Here is a 16,730-nt window from a genome sequence, read left to right on the forward strand (position 1 = left end):
TTGGCCTCGGGTCAGTCCTGCGCGGGCACCAGCGTCATCGAGATGCTGTTCATGCAGTAGCGCAGGTCGGTCGGGGTCTCGTAGCCCTCGCCCTCGAAGACGTGGCCCAGGTGGGAGCCGCAGGAGGCGCAGCGCACCTCGGTGCGAGGGCGGCCCAGCGAGTCGTCCTGGATGTACTGCACGCGGTCCTCAGCGAGTGGGGCGTAGAAGCTGGGCCAGCCGCAGTGCGCCTCGAACTTGGTCTCGCTGCGGAACAGCTCGACGCCGCAGGCGCGGCAGGCATAGACGCCCTCGGTCGTGGTCGAGTTGTACTCACCGGTGAACGGGCGCTCGGTGCCCGCCTCGCGCAGCACGTGGTACTCCTCCGGGCTCAACTGCTCGCGCCACTCCTGCTCGCTCTTGGCCTGCGAGTATGCGGCGGCGGCGTCGGGGCGGGCGGAGTCGGTCGCGGGGGTGCTGTGCTGGGTGCTCATATCGGGAGTCAACCACGAGGTCGGCGCGATTGTTTCCGGTCCCGGGCACCGGACGGCCGATGGCGCTCCGGGCTACATTGACGCCATGGCCGACGCCACCATGCTGACCGCGCCCGGACCCGACGGAGAGGACCGGGAGGTGCGCCTGAGCAGTCCGGACAAGGTGGTCTGGCCGGCCGACGAGGCGAGCGCGGCGATCACCAAGGCCGACCTGGCCGCATACCTCACCGCCGTCGCCGAGCCCATGCTGCGCGGACTGGCCGACCGTCCCGTCACCCTGCAGCGGGTGCGCGGCGGGATCGAGGGGGAGGTCTTCTACTCCAAGAACCCGCCCAAGGGGGTGCCGGGGTGGTCGCGGACGACGATGGTGACCTACCCCAGTGGGCGCAGCCACCCTCAGCTGGTCGTGGACGACCTGGCGACACTGCTGTGGACCGCGCAGATGGGCACGGTGACCTGGCACCCGTGGCCGGTGCGGACCGGTGACAACGACCACCCGGACGAGGTGCGGATCGACCTGGACCCCCAGCCGGGCCGGGCCTTCGCCGACGTCGTGGAGGCGGCCCGCGGACTGCGCGAGGTGATGCAGGAGGTGGGGCTGAGCCCGCACGTGAAGACCACGGGCAACCGGGGAGTGCACGTCTTTGCCGCGATCGAGCCACGGCTGGAGTTCCTGGAGGTCCGGCACGCGGTCATCGGTCTCGCCCGCGAGCTCGAACGCCGGCTGCCCGACCTGGTGACGACGGCGTGGTGGAAGGAAGAGCGCGGGGAGCGGATCTTCGTCGACTTCAACCAGGCCACCCGCGACCGCACGCTCGCCGCCGCCTGGAGCCCCCGCATCCAGCCGGGTGCGCCGGTGTCGGTCCCGGTGACGTGGGAGCAGCTGGGCGATGTCGTGCCGGGAGAGCTCACCGTGCACACCGCGCCGGCATGGCTGTCCGAGCACGGTGATCCCTGGGCCGGGCTGCACGACCAGCCGGGCCGGATCGACGGGGCCTACGCCCTGTGGGAGGCCGATCGGGAACGGGGCCTGGGCGAGCTGAACTTCCCGCCCGACCACCCCAAGATGCCGGGGGAGCCGCCACGGGTGCAGCCGAGCAAGAAGGTTGCCGAACACTGGGACGAGGACGGCAACCGCATCGAGGGCTGAGGCCGCTCGACCGCCGTCACGGCAGGAGGGGTGGGAGCGGGCGCGGCTGTGGTTGAGTGGGCCCGTGGACCTGCCCGTGATGCCCCCGGTGAGCCCCATGCTGGCCAAACCGGCCACCAGCCTGCCCGAGGGCTGGCTCTACGACCCCAAGTGGGACGGCTTCCGGTCGATCATCTTCCGCGACGGCGACGAGGTCGAGCTGGGCTCGCGCAACGAGAAGCCGATGACGCGCTACTTCCCTGAGCTCGTCGAGGCGGCCCGGGCCGAGCTGCCTGGGCGGTGCGTGGTGGACGGGGAGATCGTCGTCGCGGACGCCACGGGGGAACGGCTGGACTTCGAGGCACTCGGTCAGCGCATCCATCCCGCGGACTCGCGCGTGCAGATGCTGTCCCAGGCCACGCCGGCGGCGTTCGTCGCCTTCGACCTCCTCGCCCTGGGTGAGGAGAACCTGACCGGTATGCCGTTCCGCGAACGGCGCGCCCGGCTCGAGCAGGTGCTGCCCGCGTCGTCGGCCGGGTCCATCCACCTGTCACCGCTGACCGACGACCCGCAGGTCGCGCTGCGGTGGTTCGCCGAGTTCGAGGGGGCGGGGCTGGACGGGGTCATCGGCAAGGATCCTGAGGCGACCTATCAGCCCAACAAGCGGGTGCTGACCAAGCTCAAGCACACCCGTACCACCGACTGCGTGGTCGCCGGCTACCGCACCCACAAGTCCAGCGACGAGGCGATCGGTTCGTTGCTGCTCGGGCTCTACCGGCCCGACGGGCAGCTGGCCCACGTCGGCGTCTCCTCCTCGTTCCCAATGGCCAGGCGCCGGGCGCTGTTCGAGGAGCTGCAACCGTGGGTGACCGACCTGGAGGGCCACCCCTGGGACTGGGCGCGGCACCTGGAGGGGGAGCGGACCCCGAGCAGGAGCACCGGGTCGAGGTGGGCCGCGGGCAAGGACCTGTCGTTCACGCCGCTGCGCCCGGAGCGGGTTGTCGAGGTCCGCTACGACTACCTCGAGGGCGACCGGTTCCGGCACACCGCTCAGTTCGTGCGCTGGCGGCCGGACCGCGAGCCGGAGAGCTGCACCTACGACCAGCTGGACCTACCCACGGACTACCCGCTCAGCCAGGTGCTGGGGGCGCCGCTGACCGGGGGAGGCGCGCGGTGAGCTGGCTGCCCGAGGTGCTCGCGCGTGCGGGGAAGACAGACGGGCAGAAGACAGGTGCGGGGAACCCAGGTGTGAGGAAGCCAGGTGTGAGGAAGCCAGTGCGAGGTCGCCAGGTCACCCAGCAGCCCTCGTCCGAGCTCGGGTCCTCCCTGGGTCGGGCCGCGGTGGCCGGGATCACCGCGGCGGCCGGGGCAGCGGTCGGTGGCGCGGTCTCGATGGGGACGGCGACCTACTTCGCGCACCGGATCATCACGCCTGAGCATGAGAAGAAGGACGACACCACCATCCTGGCCGTCGACGAGGACGCCGGCACGGTGACCTTCCGGCCGACCCCGTGGACCACCGCGCCAGGACGTTACGGGCTGTGGCTCGACCGGGGCGCCGGACATGCCCGGGTGGGGCAGGTGCTGGAGGAGGACCGGCAGGTCAAGCCGCCGACGGTGACCCGGGAACTGCTCGGGGTGGACCAAGGGGAGATCGCGCCGGGCCCGGCCCGGTGGAACAAGTACTTCTTCTTCGGCACACCAGGGTCGGCGGTCGGGCTGGACTACGAGGACGTGGTGGTCACCTCCGACATCGGCGACCTGGCAGCGTGGCGCGTCCCCCCGCAGGAGGGGACCGACAACGGCGACTGGGCGATCCTGGTGCACGGCCGCAGCGCCATGCGTGAGGAGACCTTGCGGGCGGTGCCGGTCCTGCACCGGTTGGGCTACACCACCCTGATCCCCATGTACCGCAACGATATCGGCGCCCCGGCCTCCAGCGACGGCCGCTACAGCCTGGGGATGGCCGAGTGGCGGGACGTGGACGCCGCGCTGCGGTACGCCCTGGCGCACGGCGCGAAGCGGCTGGTCCTCATCGGCTGGTCGATGGGCGGCGCCATCGTGCTGCAGGCGCTAAACCGTTCTGACGTGGCGCACCGGGTGCACCGGGTGGTCCTCAACGGCCCGGTGATCGACTGGGGCAATGTGCTGGCTCACCAGGCCGATCTGTATTTCATCCCGCGCCCGATCGACCACCTCGCCCGTGGTCTGCTGCGCAGCAGGCTGTCCCGGCACGTGCTGGGGATCGCGGAGCCGGTCGACGTCGCGGCGACGAACTGGGTGGACCGTGCAGACGAGGTGACCCACCGCATCTTCATCATCCACTCGGCGACCGACGAGACCGTCCCCTACGGGCCGTCCCAGAACCTTGCCCGGCGCCGCCCCGGTCTGGTGCACACCTTCGTCTGGCCCCGGGCGCGGCACTGCCAGGAGTGGAACACCAACCCCTCGCTCTGGGACGACCTGGTCGCCAGCTTCCTGCGCTGAACACCCGCCGAAGGGCTGTCGACCGACCCGGGGCCGGGCCACCATGCGCGGCCCAGGCGCGTGCTGCGTTGGGGAGGGCCGCGGCTGGCGGGCCTGGGTTGTCGACCAGCATTCACCAGGGGCACGGTTCAAGGCCGCGCGCTGTTCACCCGGGCCCCGTGGGGTGGGGCAGACCCCCCACCGCTACGGAAGGCCCCACCATGCCCAGGAGCACCACGACCGGTCCTCGCCACCTGGCGACCGTCCTCACCACCACCGCCATCTCCGCGTTGGTGCTAGCAGCCTGCGGGCAGTCCGCTGCCGACGGGGAGTCGGATGACACTGCCGCGGCCGCGACCGACGGCACCGGTGGCGGGACTATCACCATCACCGGAGTCCCGGCCGAGGAAGCCTCGGCCCTGGTGTCGAAGTTCGAGCTGCTGATGCACGTCATCGAGGAGGAGACCGGTCACGAGGTCGAGTTCAGCCACTCCACGGACTATGCCGCGGTGATCGAGGCGCTCGTCGCAGGACAGGCGGACATGTCGATCGGCTCGCCCTTCTCCTACGTGCGCGCCGGGGACCAGGGCGCGGAGGTGGAGGCGCTGGGCGGGCGTATCGAGACCGAAGGGGATGAGCCCGGGTACGTCTCCTACGCCCTCGTGCCCGCCGACTCCGACATCGAAGGTCTGGCGGACGTGGCGGGCCGGACGGTCTGCTACGTCGATGAGGGCTCTACCTCCGGCTACCTCTACCCCTCGGCCGGCATGCTCGACCACGACCTGGATCCCCAGGAGGACGTGAACGCCATCTTTACCGGCTCGCACGACTCAGCCGTCCTGGCCATGCTCGACGGACAGTGCGACCTGGCGTTCGCCTACGACTCGATGGTCGAGGTGCTCATGCCCGAGCGCGGCGAGCTGTCCGAGGACCAGTACAAGGTGGTGTGGGAGTCCCCGTTGATCCCCGCATCCCCGATCTACATGAACACCGGGACCCTGGACCAGGAGACGCAGGACGTCCTGCGCCGGATCTTCCATGAGGAGCGTCTGATCAACGTGGACAACATGGTCGCCGCCGGCTACTGCGAAGACGTCGAGAGCTGTGTGCTGCCGGAGGATTCCTACGAGTACGCCCCGGTGGAGGACTCCACCTACGACGGCATCCGTGAGGTCTGCGAGATCACCCAGGCCTCGGCCTGCACCAGCTGAGCGGGACGACGATGATGAGCACCGGGGCACCGGCGACTTCCCCCGTCCCTGCAGCCGAGGCTAACCCTGCCGGGATCCCCGGCGTGGGCGGAGGCGGCGGGCCCGGGCAGCACCTGTCCCTGCGTGGCGTGACCAAGAGGTTCGCCCCTGCCACCACCGCGGTGGACGACGTCACCCTCGAGATCGAGCCGGGCAGCTTCACGATCCTGCTCGGGCTCTCCGGCTCCGGCAAGTCCACCCTGCTGCGTCTGATCAACGGCTTGCACACCCCGACCTCCGGACGGGTGATGGTGCTGGGGGTCGACGTGGGCAGTGCCGGCCGGTCCCAGCTGCGTGCGGTGCGTCGTGAGGTCGGGATGGTCTTTCAGCAGTTCCACCTCGTGGGCTCGATGTCGACCCTGGAGAATGTCTGCACTGGGGCCCTGGGCAGCCTCCGGGGCCCCCGGGCGGGACTGTTCTCCTATCCGCGCGAGGTGCGTGCACGGGCTCTGGAGCAGCTGGAGCGGGTCGGCCTGGCCGACCAGCGCTTTCAGCGGGCAGACACTCTCTCCGGAGGGCAGCAGCAGCGGGTCGCAGTGGCCCGGGCCCTGGTGCAACGCCCCAAGATGCTGCTGGCCGACGAACCGGTGGCCTCCTTAGACCCGGAGTCGAGCCACCAGATCATGTCCCTGATCTCCCGGATCGCGGTGGAGGACGAGCTCACCGTGGTCTGTAGCCTGCACCAGGTCGACCTGGCGCTGCGCTGGGGCCACCGGGTGCTGGGACTGCGCAAGGGTTCTGTCGTCCTCGACAAGCCCACCGACCGGGTCAGCGCGGACGAGGCGATGGGGATCTACGCCTCGGTCGCCGGCACCTGATGAACAGCACCGTCGCGCCCCCCGAGCTGCGCAAGGGCGACCCGGAGCGGTCGCCGGAGCAGTCCGTCCCGCCGGTCGAGCAGGACAGGCGCACCATTCCGCTGCCCTCGCTAAGAGGACTGCTGGCCTGGGCGATCGTCCTCGCCTTCGTCAGCGGCGGCGTCTGGTCCATCATCGACCTGCGCATCAACATCGCCTCGCTGGCGGACAGTTGGGACAACGCGGTGCGCTTCATGAGGCGCACCCTGCCCCTGGACTTCCCGCCGTGGGTGGAGGTGGCGCGCACGACGGCCTACACCCTGGCCATCGTGCTCCTGGCTACCGTCCTCGCGGTGGTGCTCTCGACCGCAGTCGCCCTGCTCGCGGCCCGGACGACCTGCCGCTCGCCAGGTGTGCGCGGCGCGGCCCGCGCCTTCATCGTGCTCATGCGTGCCCTCCCCGAGCTGGTGCTGGCGATCATCTTCATCCGGATCTTCGGTTTCGGGGCGATGGCAGGTGTGCTGGCGCTGGGGCTGCACTCGATCGGGATGGTCGGCAAGATGTATGCCGACGCGATCGAGGACCAGGACGATGGCCCCCGACGCAGCCTGGAGAGCGCCGGCGCCACCCGGCTGCAGCAGATCTTCGGCGCCACCATCCCCGGTGTGCTGCCAGCGATGGTGGCGACCGGGCTGCACCGCTTCGACATCAACCTGCGGGCCTCGGTGATCCTGGGCTTCGTGGGGATCGGTGGCATCGGTGCTGACCTGTCCAGCGCGCTGTCGACGATGAACTACTCGCGCGGGATGGCGTTGGCACTCGTGGTGCTCGTCCTGTGCATCGCGACGGAGCTGATCTCCGGCCTGCTCCGGATGAGGCTGCTGGGGCGCTCTGAACCCAGCAGGTTCGGTGTGCTCTGGGCCATCGACCGCGCCCGGTCCAAGGCGCGGGGCCAAGACGCCCAGCAGGGGACGATTCCGCCCTGGGACGGCGCCCGGATCACCCGGTTGAGCTACCTGGGCCTCAGCGTGCTCGCGGTCGTTGCATCGCTCTGGTATGCCGAGATCGACTGGCAGCGCTTCCTGGCGGGCTTTGGCCGGATACCGGACGTGGCGCAACGCTTCTGGCCGCCCTCGACGGGCGGTCACGCGGACGTGCTGCTGGACGCCCTGGTGACCACCTTCCAGATTGCGCTCGCGGCGACCCTGCTCGGGGTGCTCGTGGCCCTGCCGGTCGGCATCCTCGCGGCGCGCAACGTCGTACGCAACAAGGCGGTGGCGCAGACCTTCCGCACGATCATTGTGGTCACCCGAGGCATCCCCGAGCTGATCCTGGCGATCGTGCTGGTCATCATCTCCGGCCTGGGCGCCGTCGCGGGCACGCTGGCGCTGGCGATCGGGGCTACGGGTCTGTTCAGCAAACTGGTCGCCGACTCCATCGAGGAGACCGACGTGCGGGTGCAGGAGGCGGTCAGCACCGCTGGGGCAAGCCACTCTCAGGTCTTGGTGGCGGCGACCCTGCGACAGGCAGCGCCGTCGATCGCGAGTCACCTGATCTACCAGCTCGACGTCAACTTCCGATCGGCCACCCTGCTGGGCATTGTCGGGGCCGGCGGGATCGGCTTCTACCTGCTCAATGCCACGCGTGTCCTCCAGTTCGAGGTGGTCACCTTCATCCTGCTCCTAGTGATGGCCGTCGTGCTGGCGTTGGAAGGCATCGCCGTGCTGCTGAGGCGCATCGTGCGTTGAGGGTGGGGCCGGGCACGGTATTGGCCTGCGCCGGAAGAGGTGTGGCTGACAGGATGGTCCGATGGCCAAGATCAAGCGCACCATCGAGACCGACCGACCGTTTGCCGATGCGCTGCGGGTGCGCGAGGGCTTCGTGCTCTCCGACCTCGACCCGCGCAGCACGCCGGCCTTCACGGGCAAGAAGGATGACGGCAAGGCGGCGCTGCTGGAGCACGACGACGAGTTGTCGGGCCTGCAGGAAAAGCTGTATGCCGCCAGCGTGGGCGGCAACTCTCGGCGCCGGGTGCTGCTGGTCGTGCAGGGGATGGACACCTCGGGCAAGGGCGGGCTCATGCGCCACGTCGTCGGCCTGGTCGATCCCCAGGGGGTGCAGATCACAGCCTTCAAGAAGCCGACCGAGGAGGAGCTGAGCCACCCCTTCCTGTGGCGCATCCGCAAACGGCTGCCGGAGCCGGGGAAGATTGGCGTCTTCGACCGCTCCCACTACGAGGACGTGCTGGTGGTGCGGGTGCACGACCTGGTCCCGCCTCAGCAGTGGGCGCGCCGCTACGCCACCATCAACGACTTCGAGCAGGGCTTGGTCGACGACGAGACCAGCGTGGTCAAGGTGATGCTGCACATCTCCTCGGCCGAGCAGAAGGATCGACTTGGGAGGCGGCTGGACCGGCCCGACAAGCACTGGAAGTTCAACCCCGGTGACATCGACGAGCGGGAGCACTGGCCCGCCTACCAGGAGGCATACCAGGCGGCCTTGGACCGGTGCAACAGTGAGTCGGCACCGTGGTTCGTGGTGCCGGCCGACCGCAAGTGGTATGCCCGCCTGGCGGTCCAGCAGCTGCTACTGGAGCACCTGCGGGCCCTCGATCTGCAGTGGCCGGTCGCCGATTTCGACGTGCAGGAGCAGAAGAAGCGGCTGGCGCGGACCTGAGAGCTCAGGTGTCGCCGTGGCTGGGGGTCGCGCCGATCAGGTGAGCCCTTCGGCCGGCACACCCTGCAGCACGACCACAGCACGCGGCCGCATCTCGTAGGTGTTGCCCGTCTCCCACAGCACCTCGTCCTCAGGGTCGCCACTGCTGGTGTCCACCACGGCCTGCCAGCTCGCGGCGTTGATCCCGTCGGGCACGGTGAACTGCACCGGCTCGTGGTGGCCGTTGAAGAGCAGGAGGAAGTGGTCGTCCGTCATCGGCTCGCCACGCTCGTCGCGCTCGGTGATCGCCTCACCGTTGAGGAAGACCATCACTGCCTGCTCGTGGGAGTGCCACCCCTCCTCGGTCATCAGGGTGCCGTCGGGAGAGAACCAGAGGATGTCGCCCAGGTCGCTCTGGCCGCCGTGTCCGGCGTCGCCGGCGAAGAACCGCCGCCGGCGGAAGACCGGGTGGTCGCGGCGGAGGGCGATGAGGTCGGCGGTGAAGTCGAGCAGCTGCTGCTGGTCGGTGTCGAGCACCCAGTCCATCCAGGCCAGCTCGTTGTCCTGGGCGTAGACGTTGTTGTTACCGCGCTGGGTGCGGGCGATCTCGTCGCCGTGGGCCATCATGGGGACGCCCTGGCTGAGCATCAGCGTGGCCAGGAAGTTGCGGTGCTGGCGCTCGCGCAGGGCCAGCACGTCGGGGTCGTCCGTCGGGCCCTCGACGCCGCAGTTCCAGGAGCGGTTGTGCTCCTCCCCGTCAGCGCCGCCCTCGCCGTTGGCGTCATTGTGCTTGTGGTTGTAGGAGACCAGGTCGCGCATGGTGAAGCCGTCATGCGCGGTGACGAAGTTGATTGAGGCGATGGGCCTGCGCCCGCTGTGCTCGTAGAGGTCTGAGGAGCCGGTCAGCCGAGAAGCGAACTCGCCCATGCTTGCCGGGGCACCCCGCCAGAAGTCGCGGACGGTGTCGCGGTACTTGCCGTTCCACTCGGTCCACAGCGGCGGGAAGTTGCCGACCTGGTAGCCGCCCTCGCCCAGGTCCCAGGGCTCGGCGATGAGCTTGACCTGGGAGATCACCGGGTCCTGCTGGATGATGTCGAAGAAGGCGGACAGCTTGTCGACCTCGTGGAACTGGCGGGCCAGGGTGGCCGCCAGGTCGAAGCGGAAGCCATCGACGTGCATCTCGGTGACCCAGTAGCGCAGGCTGTCCATGATCAGCTGCAGCACGTGCGGGTGACGCATCAGCAAGCTGTTGCCGGTCCCGGTGGTGTCGTAGTAGTGGGCCTTGTCGGAGTCGACCAGGCGGTAGTAGCTGGCGTTGTCGAGACCGCGGAAGGACAACGTCGGGCCGAGGTGGTTGCCCTCGGCGGTGTGGTTGTAGACGACGTCGAGGATGACCTCGATGCCGGCGTCGTGCAGTGCCTTGACCATCGACTTGAACTCGGTCACCTGCTGGCCGCGTTGGCCCGAGGATGAGTAGGCGTTGTGGGGGGCCAGGAAGCCGATGGTGTTGTAGCCCCAGTAGTTCGACAGCCCGTTGTCCTGCAGGTGGGTGTCGTTGACGAACTGGTGGACGGGGAGCAGCTCAACTGCCGTGATGCCGAGCTGGACGAGGTGCTGCACGAGGGCGGGGTGCGCCATCCCGGCATACGTGCCCCGGATGTTCTCCGGCACCTCGGGGTGGGTCATCGTCATACCCTTGACGTGCGCCTCGTAGATGACGCTGTCGTGGTAGTCGTGGTTCGGCGGCCGGTCATGGCCCCAGTCGAAATATGGGTTGGTGACGACCCCGAGCATCGTGTGCGGCGAGGAGTCCTCCTCGTTGTAGGAGGTGGGATCGCCGAAGTCGTAGGCGAACAGCCCCTGGTGTCCCTGGATCTGGCCCTCGATGGCCTTGGCGTAGGGGTCCAGCAGGAGCTTGTGGGGATTGAACCGGTGCCCCTCGTCCGGCTCGTAGGCCCCGTGCACCCGGTAGCCGTAGCGCTGACCGGGCTGGCACGCCGGCAGGTAGGCGTGCCAGACGTAGGCGTCAACCTCGGTCAGCGGGATTCTAGTCTCCGCGCCCTGGTCGTCGATGAGGCACAGTTCGACGGCGGTGGCGTTCTCGGAGAAGACGGCGAAGTTCGTGCCGGTGCCGTCAAAGGTGGCGCCAAGGGGGTAGGGAGAGCCGGGCCAAACATCCATACGTGGAGACTTTCGGGTGGGGGACAGGGGGTCGAGTGACCCCGTCGTCGGCAGCAGCCCATGATACTTCTCTTCTACCCGTATGCCGCCCCAGTTCGCCTGACCCGGTCCGCCCGCTACCGTGATCCGGGTGGCGAGTGGACCGACGAAGAAAGAGCGTCTGCGGAGCCTCCTCGCGCCGATTCCGGGGGCGGTCCCCGCCGCGCGGCTGCTCGCCGAGACCGCGTCCTTAGCCTTCCGTTACCGGGCCACCGGTCTGGCCGCCGAAGCGGCCTTCTTCCTGCTCCTGTCGCTGCCGCCGCTGCTCCTGGGCCTCGTCGCCGGCGCAGGGTTCGCCTCGCGGTGGCTGGGGGAGGAGACCCTGACGCAGGTGCAGGAGGGGGTGGAGGCCTGGTCACTGACATTCCTCACACCTGCGACGGTCGACGAGGTGATCATGCCGACGCTCGCGCAGACGCTGACCGCCGGGCGGGCCGACGTCCTGTCCGTCAGCTTCGTCGTCGCGCTCTGGTCCGGCTCGCGGGCGTTGAACACCCTCCTGGAGGCCATCGCGATCATGTACGGGCAGGGCGGGGACCGCGGCCCGGTGCGGGCCCGCGTCCTCTCGCTCTCCACATACCTGCTGGCCATCCTGGTGATGGGTCTGACGCTGCCCCTGCTGCTGATCGGGCCGGGATACCTGCGCACGTGGCTGCCGTCGCAGGTCGAGCCGCTGGTGGGGCTCTACTGGCCGCTGGTGGCGGTGGTGGGCATCATCAGCCTCACGGGGTTGTTCCACGTCGCCACGCCGGATCGGTCGCCCTACTTCCGCGACCTGCCCGGGGCCTTGTTGGCGGTGGTGATCTGGGTGGTCGGCTCGACCCTCATCCGGGTCTGGGCCGAGTTCGCGGTCGGCGGTGTCTCGGTCTTCGGCCCGTTGACGGTCCCCATCGTGCTGATGATCTACCTGTACTTCCTCGCCCTGGCCGTCCTCATCGGCGCTGCCCTGAACGCCGCGATCCGCCGCCTGTGGCCGCCGCCTGAGTACCGGGGTCCCAGGGCCCGCGTGAGCGCGTGGCGGGAGGAGCGTCGAGCTCGAGGCGAGTCGGTCGAACCGCGTGACGGAGCCCACGTCTGGACCGGGGGCGAGGACGACGGTGCGGACCTGGGGCGCCAGGACGGTGATCCCAGTCCTCCCTGAAGGACACGCGGATTTGGCCCCGCCCGCAGGGTCGGCTAATGTGTCGTCTCGCGCCGCTGGTGACAGCGGGAGCGACCTGCGGATGTAGCTCAGTTGGTAGAGCGCAACCTTGCCAAGGTTGAGGTCGCCGGTTCGAGGCCGGTCATCCGCTCGGAGGCACATCCACCTTGATGCCTCATGGTGGCGTGGCCGAGAGGCGAGGCAACGGCCTGCAAAGCCGTCTACACGGGTTCAAATCCCGTCGCCACCTCGCAACTTAGCAACGCACCGAGCTCGGGCGATTGGCGCAGCGGTAGCGCGCTTCCTTGACACGGAAGAGGTCACTGGTTCGATCCCAGTATCGCCCACCACGCGGATTGGGCCTCTGAGCAGCGTCAACGTTGCTTAGGGGCCCTTCGCTTTGGTCGTCCGTGCCAGATGCTCGCCAGATTGGTCAGCGTTACCCGGTTGTTTGGTAGGGCGTCCGCACCTGGCAGGCGGGCTTCGCTCGCCGCGGTGGAGCGGCGGGGCCGTCGTCGTCGGCGCGACGCTTGTCGGGGCGCCGGTCCTGACGGTGATGGAACCTGAGGGCGAGAGTGCTGCAGATCCTGCCGGGGTGACCGCTGCACTGTGGCACCCTCTTGGCGCATGAGTCCCATGCACGTCATGGCCATCGTCCAGCTCCGCACGAGAACCGCCGAGGGCCGCGCCTACTACGACCGGAAGAAGTCCGCCGGGAAGACGTCGATGGAAACGCGGCGCTGCCTGAAACGGCGCGTGTCCGACCTGGTGTACAAGGCGATGCTTGACGACCTCGTTGGGCACACGGCGACGGGCCCAGGAGGGCAAAGAGGTAGCGACTCTGACTCCAGCGCGGCCGGCTCGCAACCCGTTGCCGGATCTTCGGACAAGCATCTTCCCGACCCGCCATCACCAAGCCTAGAACGACCCTCCCAGCGGCGTCTTGACTCACAGGGGTGCCAGATGCGCGCATTTTATGGGTGACCGACTATGTGACGCTCCCTGGTGAACGCGAGAGTGGCCTCGTGGATCAAGTCACTATCAGTACGGGCCGCAAGCTGTGACCGGCGACCCCGTCAGTCTGGGGTACCCATTCAGCGGGCGATGGCTCGTCCAGAACAGCCCGGCCAACCGAGTGCCCAGCCACGGTACCCATCTGTTCGGCACGACGTACGCGATCGACTTCGTCCCGGTGGACGACCGGGGGCGCTCCGCTCCGCTCGGTCTTGGGTCTCTGTTTCGCCCTCAGGCGCCGCAACTTTTTACTGGGTTTGGGCGGCCGATCCTGGCACCATGCTCAGGCGTCGTGGTGGCCACCCATGACGGAGAACTGGACCATCATTCCTACCGTGGCCTGCCCTCCGTGGGCTACGCACTCAGCCAGCATCGCCGGGCAGCCCACGGTTGGACTGGTTTGGCCGGCAACTATGTGGTGGTCGAGGTGCGACTCGGGGCATTTGTCGCGCTGTGCCACCTACGCGAAGGGAGCATTACGGTCGCGCCGGGCCAAAGTGTCGCTGCTGGCGAGGTCGTCGGCCAGTGCGGAAACTCGGGCAACAGCACAGAACCACACCTGCACGTGCAGGCGATCGACCAAATCGACGTCACTCGTGCCAAGGGGCTGCCCCTTGCCTTCCCTCACGGGCTGCCGCGCAACGGCCGGATCGTCGAAGCGCCCTGAACGAGCCTGCCCGCGGCATGAGCGGATAGGGGTGAGATCCGTGAACCCAGCACCTCGCTCCACGGTGATCTCCGAGCTGACCCGTTCCCTGGCCGCTTCACTGAGTGCGGTAGGAGGCAGCGACCTTCGATCTTGGTCCTTCGTCTCGAGGCGTACGCCTGAAGTTCAGCACGGCTGCGACGAGGGAGATGCCCAAGATGAGAGTGGAGATGCCGATCGTCACCCCATCCGCGGTCCGAACCCCATAGGCCAGGTAGACCAATGCGAAGACAGACGTGAGAGCAATCAAGATCACGTTGGCTATCTCAGCCTGAACCGCCTTTCGTAGGACACTCTGATCCTGACACGCCCTGTGCAAGCAGTCGCGTCCCTACACGCCGCAAGAGCGGATAGGGGACACTGAGTTGGTGGACGAGCCGCGATTACGTCGGAGAACGCCAAGGGAACGCAGTCCCTCGCTTGACCGTGGAGTCACCGGCCTTGGGCTTGGTGGGCTCGCGGGCTTTCAGCTGGCCCTCGCGATGGGCGCCCCCTGGGGTCGCGCGAGCTACGGTGGCGCGCATCCCGGTGTGCTCCCGGGTCATCTCCGAGTGGTCAGTGCGGGAGCAACTGGGCTCTACACCGCGCTGGCTCTGGCGGTCGTGAGTGAGCGCACACCGCCGCAGCCCCGTCGGCGAGTTCTCACGGGGGTGGCCGGACTCATGGGCGTCGGCGTCGTGGTGAACGGCATCTCGCCGTCCGGGCTAGAGCGGGTCATCTGGACACCGACGACCGCTGTGTTGGCGCTGTCTGCTTGGCGTGCTCGACGCGCGGTTGGGTTGAAGGGATCCGCGGCCTCCAACTGAGGCGCGTCGACCGCGAACTCTGGTGAGCTCTGTTGGTCTTCGGCCTGACCGACCGGCGGCAGAACCGGATGTGTTCTCAGGACGGAGACACTCGGTTGTCCACCTATCCGTGCAGCGGTCCCGGGCGCGGCGGTGCTCGTCCGCACGTAGGTTGGGCACTGTGCAGCCTTCGTCAGACGGTCCCGGGGACGAGGCTCTTGAGGGTGGCCTGTTGTTGGAGCGCCCGCCGGGGGATGCGGTGCCGGGCATGAGCGAGCTGGCGTTGGTGCTGTACAGCGGCCCTGAGGTGCTGGTGGGTGTGCACGGTTTCCGGGTGTGGCCGGGGGGCATGCTCTTCGTGTTGTCGGTGCATCAGCGCACTGTGCGAGGGATTCCGGAACGCCGGCTGTGGCTGGAGCAGTACGGCGAGAGCATCGGGCAGCCGTTGTTCGAGCTGGGGGTTCGGTTCGCCGACGGCCGGCAGGTCTGGTCCGCGCAGGGCTACGGCCGCTTTGGCGGACCCGCGGGTTCGGCCCAGCAAGGTGTCCTCCTGCAACTGCGTGGGGGCGGTGGCCGGGCCGAGGACTTCAACCTCGACTGCTGGCTGGCTCCTGTCCCTGCGTCGGGGCTGGTCGGGTTCGGTTGCCGTTGGAGCGTGGGCGGGATCGAGGAGACCTGGCAGTACACCGACGCCGCAACCCTGCGCGCCGCTGCTGAGCGCACCATCCCTGCGCCGTGGGCAAGGACGGCGCCGTGACCGACCACGGAACCGAACCGGAGGCGACGCGTGCCTGGTAGTCCAACCTCAAGAGGGAGCGACCCCCAGGTCCCACCCCCGGAGCGGTTGCCCGGATGCAGTGCCCTCAGCGTGGTGCTGCACGATGGCCCTGACCTGCTCGCGGCCGCACACAATTTCCGTTCCTATCCACAGGGCGCCCGGTTCACGGTTCTGCTGCTGCGACCGCCCACAGTCCGCGGCGACCCTGCCGCCCCACCGTCGCTGCGCGATGTGTATGCGGGCCTGCAGATCGGTGTGCGGCACGCCGATGGCACCGAGTCGTGGTACGACTTCTATCGCCCCCATCACCCTGTCGTCGATCATGGACAGCACGCTCACCAGCTGATCGGCCTTGGTGGAGGTTCCTGGAGCCAGGACGTCGAAGGGCTCGACTGGTGGATGCAGCCGCTGCCCTCCGCAAGGGTGCACCTCGCCCTGCGTTGCCCGCGACCGCGACTGAGCCCAGTCTGGCACGACCTCGACACCGACGAGCTCGCCGCGGCCAGCCAACGTTCCCAGCCCGCAGCATGGGTCGGCTGACACACCCCGCCCCACCGGCCTGAAAAGCGCAAGGCCAGACGCGGCCACCACTCACCCTCAGAGGCACGAGCGGGGCGCGGGTTGCATACTCGTCCTGCGGAGCGCCTGTGCTCAGATGCTGCGCGGACCACCCACGCCGGCGCATTGGGCTGGTGGCATCTGCGGGCCTGACGGGGCTTAAACTCTCAGAACGCAAACAAGCCGGTCGCGGCATGGGCGCGTTCTGCGCACGGCGGCAGATGCGCGCGTCCTCCGGCACGGCTACGCAGCCAAATCAGGTGGTCTCCTCGTATCTGGTGAGCGCGTCCATGTAGGTATCTCGGTCGAACTGCAGCTCGAGCCCGTCGTACTCTTCGCCAGGGCCCCGTTCAAAGTGCGACCACGTCACGGTTTCGGACCCGACCTCGATGCGGGCAAGGAGTGGCCCGCAGCCGATGACCGTACACGTGCATCCAAGAAGCGCTGTGCGCCCGGACTCATCTTCAGGACATTGGCCAAGGAGAAGCGCGGTCATGTTGGTCCCGATGGGGTGACCAAGGTACTCAGGCGGCTCGATCCCGGGTTCTGCGTGAGGACGGAGCCAGTTCACCAAGTTCTTGCCGTCCAGGATGAGGTCGACGGTGTCGTATCGAACCGACTCAGTCCACGGGAGGGTGCCCTCGGCGATCCTGAGCTCCAGGTCTCGCACCGTGATGAACGTGCTCCTCATGGGATCACCATACGAGCCGGGTCGCCGACGCCGATCGCCGTCCGGCCGTCTAACCCCGACTTCCTCC

Annotated in this window: 14 protein-coding genes and 3 tRNA genes; 14 read left to right on the top strand and 3 right to left on the bottom strand. The window is 68.5% G+C overall.

Annotated elements, in window-relative coordinates; all coding sequences use genetic code 11:
* Nucleotides 1-11: 11 nt before the first annotated feature.
* Nucleotides 12-473, bottom strand: a complete 462-nt coding sequence (gene msrB / locus FY030_RS06370) for a peptide-methionine (R)-S-oxide reductase MsrB (protein ID WP_158060779.1) — start codon at nt 471-473, stop codon at nt 12-14.
* Nucleotides 474-558: 85 nt separating this feature from the next.
* On the opposite strand from msrB, the gene ligD reads away from it, so the two are divergent.
* From ligD to FY030_RS06405, 7 genes are all read left to right on the top strand, one after another.
* Nucleotides 559-1,623 carry a non-homologous end-joining DNA ligase gene (ligD, locus tag FY030_RS06375; RefSeq protein WP_158060780.1) on the top strand — a complete coding sequence of 355 codons (1,065 nt, stop codon included), beginning with the start codon at nt 559-561 and terminating at the stop codon, nt 1,621-1,623.
* A 64-nt stretch (nt 1,624-1,687) separates the two neighbouring features.
* Complete coding sequence (locus tag FY030_RS06380) at nt 1,688-2,779, top strand: ATP-dependent DNA ligase (protein WP_158060781.1); 1,092 nt, start codon at nt 1,688-1,690, stop codon at nt 2,777-2,779.
* A gap of 86 nt (nt 2,780-2,865) precedes the next feature.
* Complete coding sequence (locus tag FY030_RS06385) at nt 2,866-4,089, top strand: alpha/beta hydrolase (RefSeq protein ID WP_238348590.1); 1,224 nt, start codon at nt 2,866-2,868, stop codon at nt 4,087-4,089.
* Between the two features lie 200 nt (nt 4,090-4,289).
* Nucleotides 4,290-5,279, top strand: coding sequence for a phosphate/phosphite/phosphonate ABC transporter substrate-binding protein (locus FY030_RS06390; protein ID WP_158060782.1), 990 nt, complete (start codon nt 4,290-4,292; stop codon nt 5,277-5,279).
* An 11-nt stretch (nt 5,280-5,290) separates the two neighbouring features.
* On the top strand, nt 5,291-6,136 hold the full coding sequence (gene phnC, locus FY030_RS06395; RefSeq protein ID WP_238348591.1) for a phosphonate ABC transporter ATP-binding protein: 846 nt from the start codon (nt 5,291-5,293) through the stop codon (nt 6,134-6,136).
* Nucleotides 6,136-7,863 (top strand): phosphonate ABC transporter, permease protein PhnE, encoded by a 1,728-nt coding sequence (gene phnE, locus FY030_RS06400; RefSeq protein WP_158060783.1) that lies wholly within the window; start codon nt 6,136-6,138, stop codon nt 7,861-7,863. The genes phnC and phnE overlap by 1 nt, the downstream gene beginning before the upstream one ends.
* 61 nt (nt 7,864-7,924) lie before the next feature.
* A complete protein-coding gene (locus FY030_RS06405) occupies nt 7,925-8,791 on the top strand; it encodes a PPK2 family polyphosphate kinase (protein ID WP_158060784.1) in 867 nt (288 codons plus the stop codon).
* A 36-nt stretch (nt 8,792-8,827) separates the two neighbouring features.
* Here the strand turns inward: FY030_RS06405 and glgX are convergent, their stop codons facing one another.
* Nucleotides 8,828-10,951: a glycogen debranching protein GlgX gene (gene glgX, locus FY030_RS06410; RefSeq protein ID WP_158060785.1), complete on the bottom strand. Its 2,124-nt coding sequence runs from the start codon at nt 10,949-10,951 to the stop codon at nt 8,828-8,830.
* 130 nt (nt 10,952-11,081) lie between these two features.
* Between glgX and FY030_RS06415 the strand changes: the two genes are divergently transcribed.
* From FY030_RS06415 to FY030_RS06450, 7 genes are all read left to right on the top strand, one after another.
* Nucleotides 11,082-12,131, top strand: a complete 1,050-nt coding sequence (locus FY030_RS06415; RefSeq protein WP_192498749.1) for a YihY/virulence factor BrkB family protein — start codon at nt 11,082-11,084, stop codon at nt 12,129-12,131.
* Between the two features lie 78 nt (nt 12,132-12,209).
* A tRNA-Gly gene (locus tag FY030_RS06420) sits at nt 12,210-12,282 on the top strand.
* A 28-nt stretch (nt 12,283-12,310) separates the two neighbouring features.
* A tRNA-Cys gene (locus FY030_RS06425) sits at nt 12,311-12,381 on the top strand.
* A 25-nt stretch (nt 12,382-12,406) separates the two neighbouring features.
* Nucleotides 12,407-12,481: transfer RNA gene (locus tag FY030_RS06430), tRNA-Val, on the top strand.
* Nucleotides 12,482-13,437: 956 nt separating this feature from the next.
* Nucleotides 13,438-13,812 carry a M23 family metallopeptidase gene (locus tag FY030_RS17205; RefSeq protein WP_337692488.1) on the top strand — a complete coding sequence of 125 codons (375 nt, stop codon included), beginning with the start codon at nt 13,438-13,440 and terminating at the stop codon, nt 13,810-13,812.
* Nucleotides 13,813-14,817: 1,005 nt separating this feature from the next.
* Entirely contained in the window at nt 14,818-15,393 is a 576-nt protein-coding gene (locus tag FY030_RS06445) for a hypothetical protein (protein WP_158060788.1), read from the top strand.
* A 114-nt stretch (nt 15,394-15,507) separates the two neighbouring features.
* Nucleotides 15,508-15,954, top strand: coding sequence for a hypothetical protein (locus tag FY030_RS06450; RefSeq protein WP_158060789.1), 447 nt, complete (start codon nt 15,508-15,510; stop codon nt 15,952-15,954).
* A gap of 274 nt (nt 15,955-16,228) precedes the next feature.
* Here the strand turns inward: FY030_RS06450 and FY030_RS06455 are convergent, their stop codons facing one another.
* Nucleotides 16,229-16,663, bottom strand: a complete 435-nt coding sequence (locus FY030_RS06455; protein WP_158060790.1) for a hypothetical protein — start codon at nt 16,661-16,663, stop codon at nt 16,229-16,231.
* Nucleotides 16,664-16,730 lie beyond the last annotated feature (67 nt).

This window comes from Ornithinimicrobium pratense (genome assembly GCF_008843165.1).
GTDB classification, from domain to species: Bacteria; Actinomycetota; Actinomycetes; order Actinomycetales; family Dermatophilaceae; genus Ornithinicoccus; species Ornithinicoccus pratensis.